Genomic DNA, 17,624 nt, shown 5'->3' on the forward strand with positions numbered 1-17,624 from the left:
ATCGGGTCATATCGACTCTAAACCAGGCGATCACGCCAGTTTTAACTTCACCCTTGTAGACCGTCCTGCCCACCCCCATATTGGGGCGACTGACGCGTGAAGGAATCCAACTTGAGCGAACTTCTCAACCGCCGCCTGGCCTTGCTCGGCAAGCGCGAACACCTCTCCCTGCTAGAGCAGTGCTTGCACGGCATCGAGCGCGAATGCCTACGTGTCACAGCTGAAGGTCGCCTGGCGCAAACACCGCATCCTGAAGCCCTGGGCGCCGCGTTGACCCACGAACAGATCACCACCGACTACTCGGAGTCGCTGCTGGAGTTCATTACTCCCGCCCTGCCCGACCCGGCCGACACCCTGAGCAGCCTGGACAAGATCCACAGGTTTGCCTACACCAAGCTCGGCAGCGAATACCTGTGGAGCCCCTCGATGCCGTGCCCGTTGCCGGCCGAGGAAGACATTCCGATTGCCTACTACGGCACCTCCAATATCGGACAGCTCAAGTACGTGTACCGCAAGGGCCTGGCCCTGCGTTACGGCAAGACCATGCAGTGCATTGCCGGCATCCACTACAATTTTTCCCTGCCGGAAGCGTTGTGGCCGTTGCTCAAGGAGACCGAAGGTTTCGTCGGCACCGACCGTGACTACCAGTCCGATGCCTACATCGCGCTGATCCGCAACTTCCGCCGCTACAGCTGGCTGCTGATGTACCTGTTCGGTGCCTCGCCGGCCCTGGACGCCGGTTTCCTGCGCGGTCGCTCGCACCAGTTGGAAGTGCTGGACGCCGACACCCTGTACCTGCCTTACGCCACCAGCCTGCGCATGAGCGACCTGGGTTACCAGAGCAACGCCCAGGCCGGCCTCACGCCGTGCTACAACGACCTGGCCAGCTACACCGATAGCCTGCGCACGGCGGTGGCGACGCCCTACCCGCCGTATGTCGAAGTCGGCACGCATAAGGACGGTGAGTGGGTTCAGCTCAACACCAACATCCTGCAGATCGAAAACGAGTACTACTCCAACATTCGCCCCAAGCGGGTGACCTACACCGGTGAGCGGCCGATCCAGGCGCTGATGGCCCGTGGTATCCAGTACATCGAAGTGCGCTGCCTGGACATCAACCCGTTCCTGCCGATGGGTATTGACCTGCCGGAGTCGCGTTTCCTCGACGCCTTCCTGCTGTACTGCGCCCTGAACGACAGCCCGCTGTTCGCTAACAACGCGTGCGGCAACGCCACGTCCAACTTCCTCAGTGTGGTCAAGGAAGGTCGCCGCCCTGGCCTGCAGTTGCAACGTGACGGGGCGGCGGTGGACATGAAGCAATGGGCCACCGAATTGCTGGAGAAGATCGCACCGTTGGCCGCGCTGCTGGATGAGAGCCACGGCATCACCGAGCACAGCCAGGCGCTGGACGCCCAGTTGGCGAAGGTCAAGGATTCGTCCCTGACGCCGTCGGCCCAAGTGTTGGCGGCAATGGCCGAGCGTAAAGAGAGTTTTGCGCAGTTCTCCCTGCACCAGAGCCAACTGCACGCTGAGCACTTCCGTAAAGAACCGCTGCCGGCGCAAGAACAGGCGCGCTTTGAGGAGCTGGCACGCACGTCGCTGGCACAGCAAGCGGAGCTGGAACAGAACGAAGTGGGCGACTTCGATGTGTTTGTTGGCTCGTACCAAGCCAGCATCCTGGCCATCAGCAACTAAAGAGACTTCAGTAGTGAGCGGGCTTGCCCCGCGCTGGGTGGCGAAGCCGCCCTAACCAAGGACGCCGCGGTGATTCAGAAAGACCGCAGCGCCTGGATTTGGGGCGGCTGCGCCCCCCAGCGCGGGGCAAGCCCGCTCACTACAGGTCAGCGTTCTTCTCATAAGCTAATTCTAATAAGTTATTTATTTTAGAGTTCTTAGATCATTTAGTCTCCTCACACGCCGACCCTCGGCCGCCTGATTGAGGAGCATCCCCTTTGAAACGTTTAATCCCACTGCGCCTTCTGGCGGCGTTGTCCCTGGCCAGTGCCAGCCTGTTTGCCCAGGCGGCGGATGTGACGATCGCTTACCAGACCACCGTAGACCCGGCCAAAGTCGCCCAGGCCGACGGTGCTTATGAGAAAGCCACCCAGGCCAAGATCAACTGGCGCAAATTCGACAACGGCGCCGATATCATCGCCGCCATTGCCTCCGGTGACGTGCAGATCGGCTACCTCGGTTCGAGCCCGCTGACCGCAGCCATTACCCGCAAAGTGCCGGTGCAAACCTTCCTCGTCGCCACTCAGATCGGCGGCGCCGAAGCCCTGGTGGCGCGCGATGGTTCGGGGATCAACAGCCCGCAGGACCTGATCGGTAAAAAGGTCGCCGTGCCGTTTGTCTCCACCGGGCACTACAGCCTGCTGGCGGCGCTGAAACACTGGAATATCGACCCGTCCAAAGTGACCATCCTCAACCTCGCGCCACCGGCAATCATCGCCGCCTGGAAGCGCGGCGACATTGACGCGACCTATGTCTGGGACCCGGCCCTGGGCGTAGCCAAGGAAAACGGCAAGGTGCTGATCACCTCCGGCGAACTGGCCAAGCTCGGCGCACCGACCTTCGATGCGTGGATCGTGCGCAAAGACTTCGCCGAAAAGCACCCGGAAATCGTCAGCGCGTTCGCCAAAGTCACCCTGGATGCCTACGCCGCCTACCGCAAAGACCCACAAGCCTGGCTGGCCGATAAAGGCAACGTCGACAAGCTGGTGAAGCTCTCCGGCGCCAAGGCCAGTGATATCCCGCTGCTGCTGCAAGGCAATGTCTACCCGCTGGCCGCTGACCAGGTGACCCTGCTGGGCGCACCGACCACCCAGGCCGTGACCGACACGGCAGCGTTCCTCAAGGAACAAGGCAAGGTCGACGCCGTACTGCCGGACTACGCACCTTACGTCAGCGCCAAATTCATCACCCACTGATCGGGAGTCCATAGCGATGGCCTTGCTACAACTGGAGCGCATCAGCGCACAGTACCCAGGCGCCACATCACCGGTACTGGCTGACATTTCACTGGACCTGGGGCCCCAGCAGTTGCTGGTCGCTCTCGGCCCGTCCGGCAGTGGCAAGACCTCGCTGTTGAACCTGATAGCCGGTTTCGTCGAACCCAGCGCCGGGCGCATCACCCTGGACGGCGTGCCGGTCAAAGGCCCCAGCGCCGAACGTGGCGTGGTGTTCCAGGATGACGCCCTGCTGCCCTGGCAGGACGTGCTGGCCAATGTCGGCTTCGGTCTCGAACTGGCCGGTGTGCCCAAGGCACAACGTGAAGTGCGCGCCCGGGAAATGCTGGCCCTGGTGGACCTGGCGGGTTTCGACAAGCGTCGTATCTGGCAACTCTCCGGCGGCCAGAAACAACGCGTGGGCCTGGCCCGTGCCCTGGCGGCCGACCCTCGTGTGTTGCTGATGGACGAACCCTTCGGCGCCCTCGATGCCTTCACCCGCGAACAGATGCAGGAACTGCTGCTGCAGGTCTGGCGGCGCACGGCCAAGCCGGTGTTCCTGATTACCCACGACATCGAAGAAGCGGTGTTCCTCGCCACTGATTTGATCCTGCTGGCCCCCAACCCTGGCCAGATCGTCGAACGCCTGCACCTGGACTTTGGCCAGCGTTACGCCGCCGGCGAATCGGCGCGAGCCATCAAGTCCGACCCACGCTTTATCGAAACCCGTGAGCACGTGCTGGGCAAAGTGTTCTCGCAACGGCAGGTGCGCGCATGAGCAGTTACGAACTTTCCTCCACCACCACCGCCAAGCGTCCGGCGCATGCGGTTATCGCGGTGCGTCGCAGCCTGAGCACGCGCTGGATCAGTGTGCTGACCCTGGTCGCGTTGCTGACGCTCTGGTGGGCCGTCACCGCCACTGGCCTGATCGAACCGCTGTTCCTGCCGCCACCGTCTGCAGTGCTGCAAAAAGGCTGGCTGCTGGCGACCACGGGCTACATGGATTCCACCTTGTGGCAGCACTTGGCCGCGAGCTTGAGCCGTATCGGCCTGGGCCTGGGCTTTGCGGTGCTGACCGCCGTGCCGGTGGGCATCGCCATCGGTGCCAACCGTATCGCTCGCGGCATTCTCGACCCGCTGATCGAGTTCTACCGGCCTATCCCGCCATTGGCCTACCTGCCGTTGATCGTGATCTGGTGCGGCATCGGCGAGTTGTCCAAGGTACTGCTGATTTACCTGGCGATCTTTGCGCCGATCGCCATCGCCACGGCGACCGGCGTGCGCACCGTCGACCCGGCCAAACTACGCGCCGCGCAATCGCTGGGCGCTACCCGTGCCCAGTTGATTCGCCACGTGATCCTGCCGAGCGCACTGCCCGACATCCTCACCGGTGTGCGCATCGGCCTGGGCGTGGGCTGGTCGACCCTGGTCGCCGCCGAGCTGATCGCCGCCACCAGCGGCCTGGGTTTCATGGTGCAGTCGGCGGCGCAGTTCCTGGTCACCGATGTGGTGGTACTGGGGATTCTGGTGATCGCCCTGATCGCCTTCGCCATGGAAATGGGCCTGCGCGCCCTGCAGCGTAAATTAGTGCCTTGGCATGGCCAGGCACACTGAGTGATGAGAACTGAATTGAGCAGCCTGACCGTTACCCCACTAAGCACTGCCCTGGGCGCACAGATCAGCGGCGTGGATATTACCCAGCCGCTGAGCACCGAACACCGCGATGCCATCGAGCAGGCGTTACTCAGCCACTCGGTGCTGTTCTTCCGTGGCCAGCCGATCACCCCACAGCAACAAGCACGCTTCGCGGCGAACTTTGGCGACCTGCACATTCACCCGATCTACCCCAACGTGCCGGAACAGCCCGAAGTGCTGATCCTCGATACTGCCGTCACCGATGTGCGCGACAACGCCGTCTGGCATACCGACGTGACATTCCTGCCCACCCCGGCACTCGGTGCGGTACTCAGCGCCAAGCAGCTGCCGGCGTTTGGCGGCGATACGTTGTGGGCCAGTGGCATTGCCGCCTATGAGGCGCTCTCCGAGCCGCTGAAGCTGTTACTCAACGGCCTGACCGCCACCCACGACTTCACCAAGTCTTTCCCGCTGGAGCGCTTTGGCAACAGCGCCGAAGACTTGGCGCGCTGGGAAGAAACCCGCAAGAAAAACCCGCCACTGTCGCACCCCGTCGTGCGTACGCACCCGGTGAGCGGGCGCAAATCACTGTTTGTCAGCGAAGGATTCACCACCCGGATCAATGAACTGGAACCGGCGGAAAGCGAGGCGATTCTCAAGCTGCTGTTTGCCCACGCCACACGCCCGGAATTCACCATCCGCTGGCGCTGGCAGGAGAATGACGTGGCCTTCTGGGACAACCGTGTGACGCAGCATTACGCGGTGGACGATTACCGGCCGCAGCGGCGGGTGATGCACCGGGCGACAATCCTGGGCGACGTTCCTTTCTAAAGCCTGACAAAGAACATATGTGGGAGGGGGCTTGCTCCCGATAGCGGTGAATCAGTCAACTTATGCATTGGCTGACTCACCGCCATCGGGAGCAAGCCCCCTCCCACATTGACCCTGTGGTGCCAGGTTATTCAGCGGTGGATGGCTTTTCCCACAGGTTGATCCCGCCTTCCTGCGCAAACCGATCAATCTCCGCCAGCTCCTGCGCGCTGAAGCTCAAGTTCTTCAACGCCCCGACGTTTTCGATGATCTGCTCCGGCCGGCTGGCGCCGATCAACGCACTGGTCACTCGAGGGTCGCGCAAGGTCCAGGCCAGCGCCAATTGCGCCAGGCTCTGGCCGCGGCGCTGGGCGATTTCGTTCAGTGCACGCACATGGGCGATGTTGGTTTCAGACAAGTGTTTGGCTTGCAACGAACCACCACCCGGGCGGTTGACCCGCGCATCCGCCGGTACGCCGTTGAGGTACTTGTCGGTGAGCAGCCCCTGGGCCAGCGGCGTGAAGGCAATCACCCCGGCGCCGAGTTCTTCGGTGGTCTCCAACAGGTCTTTTTCCACCCAGCGGTTGAGCAGGTTGTACGCCGGCTGGTGAATCAGCAACGGCACTTTCCACTCTTTGAGCAGGGCGGCCATTTCGCGGGTCTTCACGCCGGAATACGACGAGATACCGATGTACAACGCCTTGCCTTGTTGCACGGCAGTGGCGAGGGCGCTGGCGGTTTCTTCAAGTGGAGTGTCGGCATCAAAACGGTGGGAATAGAAGATATCCACGTAGTCGACGCCCAGGCGTTGCAGGCTCTGGTCCAGGCTCGCCAGGACGTATTTGCGCGAACCGCCACCCTGGCCGTAAGGGCCGGGCCACATGTCCCAGCCGGCCTTGCTGGAGATGATCAGCTCGTCGCGGTAGTGCTTGAAATCTTCACGCAGCAGACGGCCGAAATTGATCTCGGCGCTGCCATAGGGCGGGCCGTAGTTGTTGGCCAGGTCGAAGTGGTTGATTCCCAGGTCGAACGCGGTGCGCAGCAGGGCGCGCTGGGTGTCGATCGGGGTGCTGTCGCCAAAGTTGTGCCACAGGCCCAGGGACAGTGCCGGTAGCACCAGTCCACTGCGGCCTACGCGGCGGTACGGGATAGATTCATAGCGGTTTTCGGCAGCAATGTAAGTCATCGAATCCTCTCTTGGACGTAGGCAAATAAGGCCCGGAAATAAGCTTATTCCCAGGCCTTTTAACCAGCTGAATCGCTTAAGTCTGCCTGTCCGTTTTACAGCAATTTCCTACCAGAGGGGAACGACATAGCTGACATAGAAACGGTTTTCATCTTGCACAGTCGCACCGCTGATGTCCGGGCTGGCGTGGGCGTTTTTCCAGGTCACGCCGAGGCCCTTCAGGGTACCGGTGGGGACTTGATACGCCACGGCGACGTTACGTTCCCATTCGCTGGTCGTGCCTTGCGCCGTGCGGATGTCATCACCGTGGGCATAGCCGGCGGAGAACGTCAGGCCGGTGAGACCGAGTTTGCCGAAGTCATATTTGTACTGCGCAAGCCAAGTGCGCTCGCCGGCGTGCTGGAATTTGTTCAACTGCATGTTGGTGAGTGCCGGGGTGTCGGCGCCTGAGCCTGGGCCCTGGCGGTTGTCACCGCTGTTCAGGCCGGAATCCAGGTACGGGAAGTCGCTGTCGCCGCTGTTCTTCTGGATACCCAGGCCGACGGTATGCCCGTCAAGGCTGTAGCTCTCAAGCAAGCTGGCGGTGGTCTGGTTGATGCGCCCCTTGTTCACGCCATCGCCATAGAGACCGCTCGCGGCGTAGTTCTTGTCGCCATCGGCATTGCCACCCACACCCAGGCTGCGGAACACACGCACATCGGTATCGATGGCACCCACCGACAACGCGTCATGGCGCTTGGCGCCGAGGAAGAACTGCTGGTAGTAATCCTCAAGGTTGGAGTACCACAGGCTGACCGTGGTGTTCTGGATGCCGGTGTAGTCCGCACCGCCAAACAGGAAGCGATCACTCTCTTTGGTACCGCCGGCGGTGATCATGCCCTGGTCGCCGGTTTCATTGCGGATCTTGGTCTTGAAGATATCGCCGCCGGTGAAGGTAAAGTCGCTGAGGTCCTTGGACACCAGTTGCACGCCGGTATTGGTCTGCTGGTACAGGCGCCCGTCGGTGTTGGCCAGTATCGGGTTGTTACCGTAGAGCGTGCCGACGCGCAGTTCATCCTTGGCGAAACGCATCTTGAACGTCGGGCTCAACACGCCGAACTGGTCGGCGGACTTGCCGTTGTCCAGCGGGAACATACTGCCGGGGTAGCGGCCCTGGTGATCCTTGTCGTTGAGGTCACCACCGGAGTCCAGCTTCAAACCGTAGAACGCCTGCAGGTCCAGGCCAAAACCCACCGGGCCTTCGGTGTAGCCGGACTTGAAGTTGAACTCGAACCCCTGGCCCCAATCGCGAATGCTGTGGGCCTTGGCATTGCTGTTCACCACATCACGCCCCTGCTGGTTGAGATAGCGGTTGAGCAGGGTCACATCGGCGTGGCTGTCATCGACAAAATCGGCATGGGCGGACAGCATAAAGCTCGCCACGGCGACACCCACCATGGGGCTTAATAACGTCTTCATCGGTACCTGTCTCCGTCACTGTTCTGAAATGAAAGCGTCAAACGCTTCACACAATTACGCAGTGGCGAGATGACAGTTCGGAGTCAAAATGCGGCTTTTACGGATGAAATTAAGTTTAAGAAAGCCCTCTATTACGCGGCTTAGAAGGCGGTTTCGAAGATTTCCGCGAGCCAGTCGACAAACACCCGCACTCTCGGCGACATGTGTCGATTCTGCGGATAAAGCACAGACACCGGCATCAAGGGAGGCGGTGTTTCGCGAAGGATTTCACGCATCACGCCCCGCTCGATCAGGTCGGCCATGCGGTAGTGCGGACACTGGATAATCCCCAATCCGGCCACCGCGCTGGCGGAGTAAATCTCCGCGCCGAACACCGACAGCGCGCCCTCGATAATCACTTCCCGCAGCTCGCCATTGACCATGAACTCGAACGGAAAAAGCTTGGCCGTGGTACGCGAAACGTAGTTCACCGCGCGGTGCCCACTCAACTCGGCCAGGCTCTTGGGTTCGCCGTACTTACGCAGGTAGGCAGGGCTCGCGCTGGTCACTTGGCGCAGGTTGGCCACACGCCGACCAATCAATGCGGAATCGCCCAGGTTGCCCGCACGCAGCACGCAATCCACGCCTTCGGCGATCAGGTCGACAAACCGGTCCGCCTCGCTGATGGACAGCTCGATATCCGGGTAACGCGCCATGAATTGCGGCAACGCCGGCACCACAAAATACTTGGCCAACGTGCCGTGCAAGTCCACGCGCAAACGGCCCTTGGGTGCCACGCTGCGAAACGCCAGCTCGGCTTCTTCCAGTTCCGCCAGCAACTGCACACAGCGCTGGTAATACGCCTCGCCATCCAGGGTCGGGCGCACGCGGCGAGTGCTGCGCTCCAGCAGCCGCGTACCGAGCCAGGCTTCGAATTGGTTGAGCGTGTGGGTCAGGGTCGCACGGGGCAGGTTCAGATCATCGGCCGCCAGCGTGAAGCTGGATCGCTCGTAGATACGCACGAAGACCTTCATGGCTTTGACTTGATCCACATTGACTCCTGCTACGCACTGATTGTTGGTGTTTATTGAACAGTCAAGGCAACTCTGGCGCATTTATCGGCCTGGGTAAACATGTGAACCTGCGTCCATACCCCGTTCAAGGAACCCAGACCATGACGACTCAAGTTGCAATCATCACCGGCGCTTCCCGTGGCATCGGCGCTGCCATCGCCCAACAACTCGCAGCCGACGGTTACGCCGTGGCGATCAACTACGCCAGCAGCGCCACCGAGGCGTCGAAACTGGTGGTGCAACTGCGTCAGGCCGGCCACCAAGCCATAGCGATTCGAGGCGACGTCGCCAAACCCGCCGACATCAAGCGGCTGTTCGATGAAACCGAAGCGCAATTGGGCAAGATCGATGTGCTGATCAACAACGCCGGCATCCTCAAGACGCTGCCCCTGGCCCAGCACAGCGATGAACTCTACGACCGGAACTTCGATATCCACACCCGTGGCACTTTCAACGCCCTGCGTGAAGCCGCCACGCGCTTGAACGACGGCGGGCGCATCGTCAACTTTTCCAGCAGCACCGTCGGCCTTAATTTGCCCGGCTACGCGGTGTACGTCGCCAGCAAGGCAGCGGTGGAGTCCCTGACCCAGGTGTTTGCCAAGGAGATGCGCGGGCGCCGGATTACCGTCAACGCCGTGGCTCCCGGCCCGGTCGCCACCGAGTTGTTCCTGCACGGCAAGAGCGAAGAGCAGATCCAGGGCATGGCCAAGATGCCGCCGCTGGAGCGCCTTGGCCAACCGGAAGATATCGCCCGTGTGGTGGCGTTTCTGGTGAGCCCTGCTGGCGGCTGGATCAATGGGCAAATCCTGCGCGCCAACGGTGGGCTCGTATAAACCACTCAACCATTGAAAACACGGAGGTGCGCCATGCTCCTGTTGATCCCCGCGCTCGCCCCGCTTTACCGCTTCGCCGAGCCCCTGGCCTACGCACTCCTGCGCGCAGGCTTCGGGGTGATCATGGTCACCCACGGCCTGCCCAAATTACTGGGGAATGCCCATGGTTCGATGGCCGACCCGATGGCAGCGTCCATCAACCTGATCCAGAACCGCCTGCACCTGCCGCAGCCAGAGCTGATCGGCCTGTTGGTCGCCGTGCTGGAAGCTGTCGGTGGATTGCTGTTGATCCTCGGCCTGGGCACACGGCTGATCGCAGCCATGCTGACCGTGCAGATGCTGACCATTGCTTACTTGCTGGGGCCGACGTGGCCATGGATCGACCGGGGCATCGAGTACCCGGTGCTGATGGCTCTACTAGCGTTGTACCTGATGTTTCGCGGTGCAGGTCGCTATTCCGTGGACAATGCGCTGGGCAAGGCATTTTGAATGCTGCACTTCCCGGGAGTATCCGCTGCCGACCACCAGCCCCTCGGAGCAGGTGATCGGCAGCAGGTACCGTGGGCAGCCCGAGGCCTGAGCCTCAGCGCACCAGATGCAGGAACTGCAGGTGTCGCTCGTACTGGTCGAGGATGTCGTTGATGATCTGCTCCTTGGTATAGCCCACCAGGTCGTAGTCCTGGCTGCCTTCGCTCAAGTGCACTTCGGCGCGGTAATAGCGGCGGTTGTTGATCTCTTTCTTGCCCATGCCACCGCGGGCAAACGACGGCGTGAAGTAGCCGCGCATCTGCACCTGGTAAACAAACGGGCGCTCCTCGCCATGACCGATCTCCAGGCTGACGCTGTCATTGGCCGGGTCCGGCTGCGTGACCACGTTCAAGCCCTTCTCGACAAATACCGCCGTCACTTCTTCAATGGCCGGGCGCACGGTGGTGTCGAGGAAGCGGTATACCTCATCTCGTGATGGGAAGTGCACCGCCTGGCTCAAGCGCTGGCGCCAACCACCCCGGCCTTTACGCGCCGCCGACACCGGCGCCAGCGAATGCAACTGGGCGATCTGCTTCTGCGACTCCAGGTAAAAGGCCTTGTGCAGCCCCCACATCATCAGCAGCAGGATCAACGAGAACGGCAACGAGGTCAGCACCACCGCCGATTTGAGCGAGTCGATACTGCCGGCAAACAGCAAGGCACTGGTGACCAGCGCGGTCATCGCGCCCCAGAACACCCGCAGCCATTTCGGCCCGTCTTCATCGGCGCTGCCGCCCTTGGACGACAAGGTCGACAGCACCACGGTGCCGGAGTCGGCCGAGGTCACGAAGAACACGAAGCTGATAAACACCGTGACGGCGATGACGGTTTTGCTCCACGGGTAGGTTTCCAGCAGCAGGTAGAGGCTCATCGAGGGCTCATCAATGGCCGACTGACCGAGCGCCGCCATACCGTGGTTGAGCACTTGATCGATGGCGCTGTTGCCGAAAATCGACATCCACGCCAGGGTGAAACCCAACGGGATCAGCAGCACACCGAACACAAACTCACGAATGGTCCGGCCACGGGAAATCCGTGCGATAAACAGGCCCACGAAGGGCGACCATGCAATCCACCAGGCCCAGTAGAACACCGTCCAACCGCCCAGCCAGTCGCTGGGCTTGTCGTAGGCATACACGTCGAAACTCTTGGTCGGCAACGCGCCGAGGTAGTCACCGACGTTCTGGATCAGCGTATTGAGCAGGTGCTGGGTAGGCCCGGCGAACAACACGAACAGCAGCAGCGCACAGGCCAGCAGCATGTTGATGTCGGACATCACGCGCACGCCCTTGTCCACACCGGCCACGGCCACGATGATCGCCGCGCCCATCATCAGCGTGATCAGGCCGACCTGAATCCACTGGGTGTGAGCGATACCGAACAGGTAGTCCAGGCCCGAGTTGAGGTGCAGCACTCCGAAGCCCATGTCGGCCCCCAGGCCGAACACCGTTGCGATGATGCCGAAGCCATCCACCGCGTAGCCGATGGGGCCGTTGATGCGTTTGCCGATCAGCGGATACAGCGCCGAACGCAACGCCAGCGGCAGGTTATGCCGGTAGGCGAAATACGCCAGGGCCATGCCGACAAAGGCGAACACGCCCCAGCCATGCAGGCCCCAGTGCAGAAACAGGATCTGCATGGCCTGGCGCGCGGCATCGGCGTTCATCGGCGCGCCTTGCGGCGGTTGCACCAGGTGCGTCAAGGGTTCCGACACGCAGAAGAAGAACAACGTGATGCTGATCCCGGCGGCGAACAGCATGCCGGCCCAGGACAGGTAGCTGAACTCGGGCTCGTCGTGGTCGGCACCGAGTTTTATCTTGCCGTAGCCCGATAGCGCGGTGACCACCACGAAGACCAGATAAAGCGTCATCGCCAGCATGTAGTACCAGCCGACCGTGTTGGCCGCCCAGTTTTGCGCCGCCAGCAGCCAGGCACCGGCCTGTTGCGGGATAGCGATGACAGTGACGCCAAACAGCAGAATGGCGGTTGCGGCAAAGTAGAAAACGGGCGCATTCATGCGCACTATGCCACTGGATGGGGTGGACGATGCACTCATGAACGATGCACCCCGACGACACGGGTTGTGGCTGGAAATAACGGACTCAGCAAAGGTAAGCCTCCTGTTGTGAGCGGGCAGCGAACCACCGGTTTTAACTTGAACGAACGTTCAAGTTAAACATGAATCGGCGGTCCGGGACTAATCGCAGGGCTGAGTGGTAGGTAATTCCTACACTATCTCAGGGATCGGTATGACGCTCAGGCGAGACAATTCGTTCAGCGACTGCAGAGTGAATTGGAATGTTATTACCCATGTGGGAGGGGGCTTGCTCCCGATAGCGCTGCGTCAGCCAACACATGCACTGACTACAGACCGCTATCGGGAGCAAGTCGAATCGTCGCACCGCCCCTCCCACATTCAGTCCAAATGCGGCTTATTTCTGCGAGCCGTCGTCATGTTGCAGATTGGCCTGGGTGATGTTCGCCCCGGCCGGCACGTTGCGGGTCAGCCACACGTTGCCGCCAATGGTCGAGCCCTTGCCGATGATGATACGCCCCAGGATCGTCGCCCCGGCATAGATCACCACATCGTCCTCGACGATCGGATGACGCGGATGGCCCTTCTGCAATTGCCCATCCTCATCCGCCGGGAAGCGCTTGGCCCCCAGCGTCACCGCCTGGTAGATGCGCACACGCTCGCCAATGATCGCGGTCTCGCCGATCACCACCCCGGTCCCATGGTCGATAAAGAAACTCGGGCCGATCTGCGCGCCGGGGTGGATATCGATGCCGGTGGCCGAGTGGGCAATCTCGGCGCTGATGCGCGCCAGCAAAGGCAGGCCGGCGCGGTACAGATGGTGCGCCAGGCGGTGGTGAATCACCGCCAGGATGCCGGGGTAGCACAGCAGCACTTCGTCCACACTGCGTGCGGCCGGATCGCCGTGGTAAGCGGCCAGCACATCGGTGTCCAACAGGCTGCGCAGGGACGGCAAGGCCAGCGCGAAATCCTGGATCAACCGGATGGCCAGGGCGTCGACCTGGCTGTCATCCTGACCGCCTTGGCGCGCGGCATAGCGCAGCTCCAGGCGGGCCTGGGCAAGCAAGGCATTGAGCGCGACGTCCAGGGTATGCCCGACGTAAAAGTCTTCACTTTCCTCACGCAAATCCACCGGCCCCAGGCGCATGGGAAACAGCGCACCGCACAACGCTTCGAGGATCTGCGCCACGGCGTCGCGGGAAGGTAATTCGCGGCCGCCATGCTCGCCGCTCAGCCGGCCATTGCGGGTGCGCCACTGGTCCCGGGCGCTGCGCAGCTGGCTGACGATGGTCTGCAATTGCCAATGACTGGAACGCTCACTCACGGTATTCACTCCTGACGTAATGGCGCTCACTTTACGGTATGCACCCTGGCCGCCCTTAAGAACCAATGGTGCGATACTAAGAACCATACGGCATAAGCGATTGACGGTTGCCCGTTGAAAAGTGCCTGCCTATAGTCGCCTCATTACTTAGCCACCGTGCGTAGCCATGATCAAACAACAGCTCGACCGCTTTAACCGTCTGGAACTGCTGGGCGGCGCCACTGCCCTGGAAAAACTCGAGCGGCTGTCGGCCTGGCTGGGCAGGGATATCTACGTCAAACGCGACGACACGACGCCCCTGGCCATGGGCGGCAACAAGCTGCGCAAGCTTGAATACCTGGCAGCCGATGCCATCGCCCAAGGCGCCGACACCCTGGTGACCGCCGGCGCCATCCAGTCCAACCACGTACGCCAGACCGCCGCTCTCGCCGCCAAACTGGGCCTGGGTTGCGTGGCCTTGCTGGAAAACCCGACCGGCACCGAAGACCCCAACTACCTGGGCAACGGCAACCGGCTATTGCTGGACCTGTTCGACGCCAAAGTCGAATTGGTGGAGAACCTCGACCACGCCGACGAACAGCTCGACGCCCTCGCCGAGCGCCTGCGCAGCAACGGCAAGAAGCCGTACCTGGTGCCCATCGGCGGTTCCAATGCCCTCGGCGCCCTGGGCTATGTACGCGCCGGGCTGGAACTGGCCGCGCAGATTGAAGACAGCGGCCTCCAGTTCGCCGCCGTGGTGCTGGCCTCCGGCAGCGCAGGCACCCACAGCGGCCTGGCCTTGGCGCTGAGTGAAGCCCTGCCGGATTTGCCGGTAGTCGGCGTCACCGTATCGCGCACCGACGAAGCCCAGCGCCCCAAGGTCCAGGGCCTGGCCGAACGCACCGCCGAGTTGCTCGGTGTGAGCCTTCCCGAAGCGTTCAAGGTCATTTTGTGGGACGAATACTTCGGCCCCCGTTATGGCGAACCGAACGCCGGCACCCTTTCAGCGGTCAAGCTATTGGCGAGCCAGGAAGGCTTGCTGCTGGACCCGGTCTACACTGGCAAGGCCATGGCAGGTTTGCTGGACGGCATCGGGCGTCAGCGCTTCGAGGACGGGCCGATCATTTTCCTGCATACCGGTGGGGCGCCGGCGTTGTTTGCCTATGACGCGGTGTTCAACTGAATAAACGCGGACCGAATGTGGGCTAAATGTTGGGGCTTGCTCCCGATAGCGGTCTGTCAGACAGATATGTGCTGACTGACACACTGGTATCGGGAGCAAGCCCCCTCCCACATTTTAAAACAGCCGCATATTCACAAAAAGAATATCAAATTAAATTTATATTATTTTCAAGTCTTAAAAACAGACTTTATAGTCGCGCCGCAGGCGAAGACGCGCACTGCGCTTTAAGGCACGATACGCCTACTGCGTCACCTGCTTCGCTCAACATAAAAACACAGGGGCTCTTCATGACTATTTCCGTATTGCGCCGCACGTTGCTGGTTGGCACTTTGGGTCTGGCGCTGGGCGCCGGTTGGATGGGCCAGGCGGTTGCCGGCGAGCAGTTGAACACCATCAAGAAAGCAGGCGAGATCAAGATCGGCCTGGAAGGCACCTACCCGCCGTTCAGCTTTGTCGATGAAAGCGGCAAGCTCAGCGGCTTCGAAGTCGAGCTGTCCGAAGCGCTGGCCAAGGAGCTGGGCGTCAAGGTCAAGCTGCAAGCCACCCCATGGGACGGCATCCTCGCCGCCCTGGAATCCAAGCGCCTTGACGCTGTGGTCAACCAAGTGACCATCTCCGAAGAGCGCAAGAAGAAGTACGACTTCTCCAAGCCGTACACCGTCTCCGGTATCCAGGCGCTGACCCTGAAGAAAAATGTCGACACCATCAAGAGCGCCGACGACCTGGCCGGCAAGAAAGTCGGTGTGGGCCTGGGCACCAACTACGAGCAATGGCTCAAGGACAACCAACCCAAAGCCATCATCAAGACCTACAACGATGACCCGACCAAGTTCCAGGACCTGCGCATCGGCCGTACCGATGCCATCCTGATCGACCGTCTGGCCGCCTTGGAATACGCCAAGAAAGCTACGGACACCGCCGCTGCCGGCCCTGCTTTCTCCCGTCAGGAAGCCGGTATCGCACTGCGCAAAGGTGAGCCTGAATTGCTCGACGCCGTGAACAAGGCCCTCGACAAGCTGCGCGCTGACGGCACCTTGAAGAAGCTGTCCGAGAAGTACTTCAACGCTGACGTCACCGAATAATGGAAGCAGGTTTCCAACTCGCGCTTGACTCCGCGCCCTTTCTGCTCAAGGGCGCGTACTACACGGTGATTCTCAGCCTCGGCGGGATGTTTTTCGGCTTGCTGCTGGGCTTCGGCCTGGCCTTGATGCGCCTGTCGCGCTTCAAGCTGTTGAGCTGGACCGCCCGGGTCTATGTCTCGTTCTTTCGCGGCACGCCCTTGCTGGTGCAACTGTTCCTGATCTACTACGGCTTGCCGCAAGTGGGCATCGAGCTGGACCCGATCCCGGCGGCGCTGATCGGCTTTTCGCTGAACATGGCCGCGTATGCCTGTGAAATCCTGCGTGCCGCCATCGCCTCCATCGAGCGCGGCCAATGGGAAGCGGCCGCCAGTATCGGCATGACCCGTGCACAGACCCTGCGCCGGGCCATCCTGCCGCAGGCCATGCGCACGGCGCTACCGCCGTTGGGCAACAGCTTTATTTCGCTGGTCAAGGACACGGCGCTGGCCGCCACCATCCAGGTGCCCGAGCTGTTTCGCCAGGCACAACTGGTGTCGGCGCGCACCTTCGAAATTTTCACCATGTACCTGTCCGCAGCCCTGATCTACTGGATACTGGCAAGCATCCTGGCGCATTTTCAAAATCGCCTGGAAGACCGGGTCAACCGGCATGACCTGGAGTCTTGAAGCATGATCGTGGTTGAAAAACTGACCAAACAATTCAACGGTCAGGTGGTGCTCAACGGCATCGACCTTGAGGTAAAGGAAGGCGAAGTCGTCGCTATCATCGGCCCTAGCGGTTCCGGCAAGACCACCTTCCTGCGCTGCCTGAACTTCCTCGAAGAACCCACCAGCGGCCGCATCAAGGTCGGTGATATCGAGATCGACGGCAGCAAGCCGCTCAACCAGCAACAGGGCCTGGTGCGACGTTTGCGCCAGCACGTGGGTTTTGTGTTCCAGAACTTCAACCTGTTCCCCCACCGCACAGCGCTGGAAAACGTCATCGAAGGGCCGATAGTGGTCAAGAAGATGCCACGCGAAGCGGCGACCGAGTTGGGTCGCAAGCTATTGGCCAGGGTTGGCCTGGCGGGCAAGGAAGCGTCGTACCCCAGGCGCTTGTCCGGTGGCCAGCAGCAGCGCGTGGCGATTGCCCGTGCGCTGGCCATGGAGCCGGAGGTGATCCTGTTCGATGAACCCACCTCGGCCCTCGACCCGGAACTGGTGGGCGAAGTACTGGCGACTATCCGCAGCCTCGCCGAAGAAAACCGCACCATGGTGATCGTCACCCACGAAATGAGTTTTGCTCGGGACGTGGCCAATCGAGTGATCTTCTTCGACAAGGGCGTGATCGTGGAACAAGGTGAAGCCAAAGCGCTGTTTGCCAACCCCAAGGAAGAACGGACCAAACAGTTCCTGAGCAAGTTTCTCGCCCACTGACACTGCAACACCTGTAGTGAGGGGGCTTGCCCCGCGCTGGGCTGCGCAGCGCTCCCAAAAATTTGGGGCCGCTACGCAGCCCAGCGCGGGTGTAGAACCGTAGACATCGTTTACATCTGAAACCGGGGACATCGTTTACACATTTGAAGCTTGGAC

The 17,624-nt window shown here is 61.3% G+C and carries 16 protein-coding genes; 11 read left to right on the plus strand and 5 right to left on the minus strand.

What is annotated here, in order from left to right:
- Positions 1-111 precede the first annotated feature (111 nt).
- The 5 genes from gshA (at position 112) to tauD (ending at position 5,414) form a co-directional block, all read left to right on the plus strand.
- Entirely contained in the window at positions 112-1,695 is a 1,584-nt protein-coding gene (gene gshA / locus ACQRBV_RS07805; RefSeq protein ID WP_090367503.1) for a glutamate--cysteine ligase, read from the plus strand.
- A gap of 257 nt (positions 1,696-1,952) precedes the next feature.
- Complete coding sequence (tauA, locus tag ACQRBV_RS07810; RefSeq protein WP_411985336.1) at positions 1,953-2,930, plus strand: taurine ABC transporter substrate-binding protein; 978 nt, start codon at positions 1,953-1,955, stop codon at positions 2,928-2,930.
- A gap of 16 nt (positions 2,931-2,946) precedes the next feature.
- A complete protein-coding gene (tauB, locus tag ACQRBV_RS07815; protein ID WP_060754671.1) occupies positions 2,947-3,726 on the plus strand; it encodes a taurine ABC transporter ATP-binding subunit in 780 nt (259 codons plus the stop codon).
- Positions 3,723-4,562, plus strand: a complete 840-nt coding sequence (tauC, locus tag ACQRBV_RS07820; protein ID WP_161547665.1) for a taurine ABC transporter permease TauC — start codon at positions 3,723-3,725, stop codon at positions 4,560-4,562. Before tauB ends, tauC begins: the two co-directional genes overlap by 4 nt.
- Positions 4,563-4,565: 3 nt before the next feature.
- Positions 4,566-5,414: a taurine dioxygenase gene (tauD, locus tag ACQRBV_RS07825; protein WP_411985337.1), complete on the plus strand. Its 849-nt coding sequence runs from the start codon at positions 4,566-4,568 to the stop codon at positions 5,412-5,414.
- 127 nt (positions 5,415-5,541) lie between these two features.
- Here the strand turns inward: tauD and mgrA are convergent, their stop codons facing one another.
- The 3 genes from mgrA to ACQRBV_RS07840 all read right to left on the minus strand — a co-directional run bounded on the left by mgrA (position 5,542) and on the right by ACQRBV_RS07840 (position 9,068).
- Entirely contained in the window at positions 5,542-6,579 is a 1,038-nt protein-coding gene (mgrA, locus tag ACQRBV_RS07830; RefSeq protein ID WP_244701510.1) for an L-glyceraldehyde 3-phosphate reductase, read from the minus strand.
- A 108-nt stretch (positions 6,580-6,687) separates the two neighbouring features.
- The gene (locus ACQRBV_RS07835) at positions 6,688-8,016 is read right to left on the minus strand and encodes an OprD family outer membrane porin (protein ID WP_411985343.1); all 1,329 of its coding nucleotides are present in this window, start codon (positions 8,014-8,016) and stop codon (positions 6,688-6,690) included.
- 161 nt (positions 8,017-8,177) lie between these two features.
- Positions 8,178-9,068: a LysR family transcriptional regulator gene (locus tag ACQRBV_RS07840; protein WP_411985338.1), complete on the minus strand. Its 891-nt coding sequence runs from the start codon at positions 9,066-9,068 to the stop codon at positions 8,178-8,180.
- A gap of 122 nt (positions 9,069-9,190) precedes the next feature.
- Here ACQRBV_RS07840 and ACQRBV_RS07845 point away from each other — a divergent pair, with 122 nt between their 5' ends.
- Together ACQRBV_RS07845 and ACQRBV_RS07850 are read left to right on the plus strand one after the other, a co-directional pair.
- Positions 9,191-9,922, plus strand: a complete 732-nt coding sequence (locus tag ACQRBV_RS07845; RefSeq protein WP_411985339.1) for an SDR family oxidoreductase — start codon at positions 9,191-9,193, stop codon at positions 9,920-9,922.
- Between the two features lie 33 nt (positions 9,923-9,955).
- Entirely contained in the window at positions 9,956-10,411 is a 456-nt protein-coding gene (locus tag ACQRBV_RS07850) for a DoxX family protein (protein WP_205344089.1), read from the plus strand.
- A 94-nt stretch (positions 10,412-10,505) separates the two neighbouring features.
- Here ACQRBV_RS07850 and betT read toward each other — a convergent pair whose 3' ends face one another.
- Both betT and epsC read right to left on the minus strand, forming a co-directional pair.
- The gene (gene betT / locus ACQRBV_RS07855) at positions 10,506-12,467 is read right to left on the minus strand and encodes a choline transporter BetT (protein WP_162843546.1); all 1,962 of its coding nucleotides are present in this window, start codon (positions 12,465-12,467) and stop codon (positions 10,506-10,508) included.
- A 415-nt stretch (positions 12,468-12,882) separates the two neighbouring features.
- The gene (gene epsC, locus ACQRBV_RS07860; RefSeq protein ID WP_411985340.1) at positions 12,883-13,809 is read right to left on the minus strand and encodes a serine O-acetyltransferase EpsC; all 927 of its coding nucleotides are present in this window, start codon (positions 13,807-13,809) and stop codon (positions 12,883-12,885) included.
- A gap of 166 nt (positions 13,810-13,975) precedes the next feature.
- Between epsC and ACQRBV_RS07865 the strand changes: the two genes are divergently transcribed.
- From ACQRBV_RS07865 to tcyN, 4 genes are all read left to right on the plus strand, one after another.
- Positions 13,976-14,971, plus strand: a complete 996-nt coding sequence (locus tag ACQRBV_RS07865) for a D-cysteine desulfhydrase (protein ID WP_090367515.1) — start codon at positions 13,976-13,978, stop codon at positions 14,969-14,971.
- 287 nt (positions 14,972-15,258) lie between these two features.
- A complete protein-coding gene (gene tcyJ / locus ACQRBV_RS07870) occupies positions 15,259-16,053 on the plus strand; it encodes a cystine ABC transporter substrate-binding protein (protein ID WP_104995227.1) in 795 nt (264 codons plus the stop codon).
- Positions 16,053-16,718, plus strand: a complete 666-nt coding sequence (gene tcyL, locus ACQRBV_RS07875; RefSeq protein WP_060754680.1) for a cystine ABC transporter permease — start codon at positions 16,053-16,055, stop codon at positions 16,716-16,718. The genes tcyJ and tcyL overlap by 1 nt, the downstream gene beginning before the upstream one ends.
- A gap of 3 nt (positions 16,719-16,721) precedes the next feature.
- Positions 16,722-17,468, plus strand: coding sequence for an L-cystine ABC transporter ATP-binding protein TcyN (gene tcyN, locus ACQRBV_RS07880; protein ID WP_104995226.1), 747 nt, complete (start codon positions 16,722-16,724; stop codon positions 17,466-17,468).
- Positions 17,469-17,624 lie beyond the last annotated feature (156 nt).

Origin of the sequence: Pseudomonas sp. R11F (assembly GCF_050312575.1) — a bacterium.
Lineage (GTDB): Bacteria > Pseudomonadota > Gammaproteobacteria > Pseudomonadales > Pseudomonadaceae > Aquipseudomonas > Aquipseudomonas palleroniana.

Excerpts from the sequence above, each read along its gene's own strand:
- tauB (WP_060754671.1), top strand. The coding sequence starts at position 2,947 with ATGGCCTTGCTACAACTGGAGCGCATCAGCGCACAGTACCCAGGCGCC.
- tauC (WP_161547665.1), top strand. The coding sequence starts at position 3,723 with ATGAGCAGTTACGAACTTTCCTCCACCACCACCGCCAAGCGTCCGGCG.
- tauD (WP_411985337.1), top strand. The coding sequence starts at position 4,566 with ATGAGAACTGAATTGAGCAGCCTGACCGTTACCCCACTAAGCACTGCC.
- mgrA (WP_244701510.1), bottom strand. The coding sequence starts at position 6,579 with ATGACTTACATTGCTGCCGAAAACCGCTATGAATCTATCCCGTACCGC.
- ACQRBV_RS07835 (WP_411985343.1), bottom strand. The coding sequence starts at position 8,016 with ATGGTGGGTGTCGCCGTGGCGAGCTTTATGCTGTCCGCCCATGCCGAT.
- ACQRBV_RS07845 (WP_411985339.1), top strand. The coding sequence starts at position 9,191 with ATGACGACTCAAGTTGCAATCATCACCGGCGCTTCCCGTGGCATCGGC.
- ACQRBV_RS07850 (WP_205344089.1), top strand. The coding sequence starts at position 9,956 with ATGCTCCTGTTGATCCCCGCGCTCGCCCCGCTTTACCGCTTCGCCGAG.
- betT (WP_162843546.1), bottom strand. The coding sequence starts at position 12,467 with ATGAATGCGCCCGTTTTCTACTTTGCCGCAACCGCCATTCTGCTGTTT.
- ACQRBV_RS07865 (WP_090367515.1), top strand. The coding sequence starts at position 13,976 with ATGATCAAACAACAGCTCGACCGCTTTAACCGTCTGGAACTGCTGGGC.
- tcyJ (WP_104995227.1), top strand. The coding sequence starts at position 15,259 with ATGACTATTTCCGTATTGCGCCGCACGTTGCTGGTTGGCACTTTGGGT.
- tcyL (WP_060754680.1), top strand. The coding sequence starts at position 16,053 with ATGGAAGCAGGTTTCCAACTCGCGCTTGACTCCGCGCCCTTTCTGCTC.
- tcyN (WP_104995226.1), top strand. The coding sequence starts at position 16,722 with ATGATCGTGGTTGAAAAACTGACCAAACAATTCAACGGTCAGGTGGTG.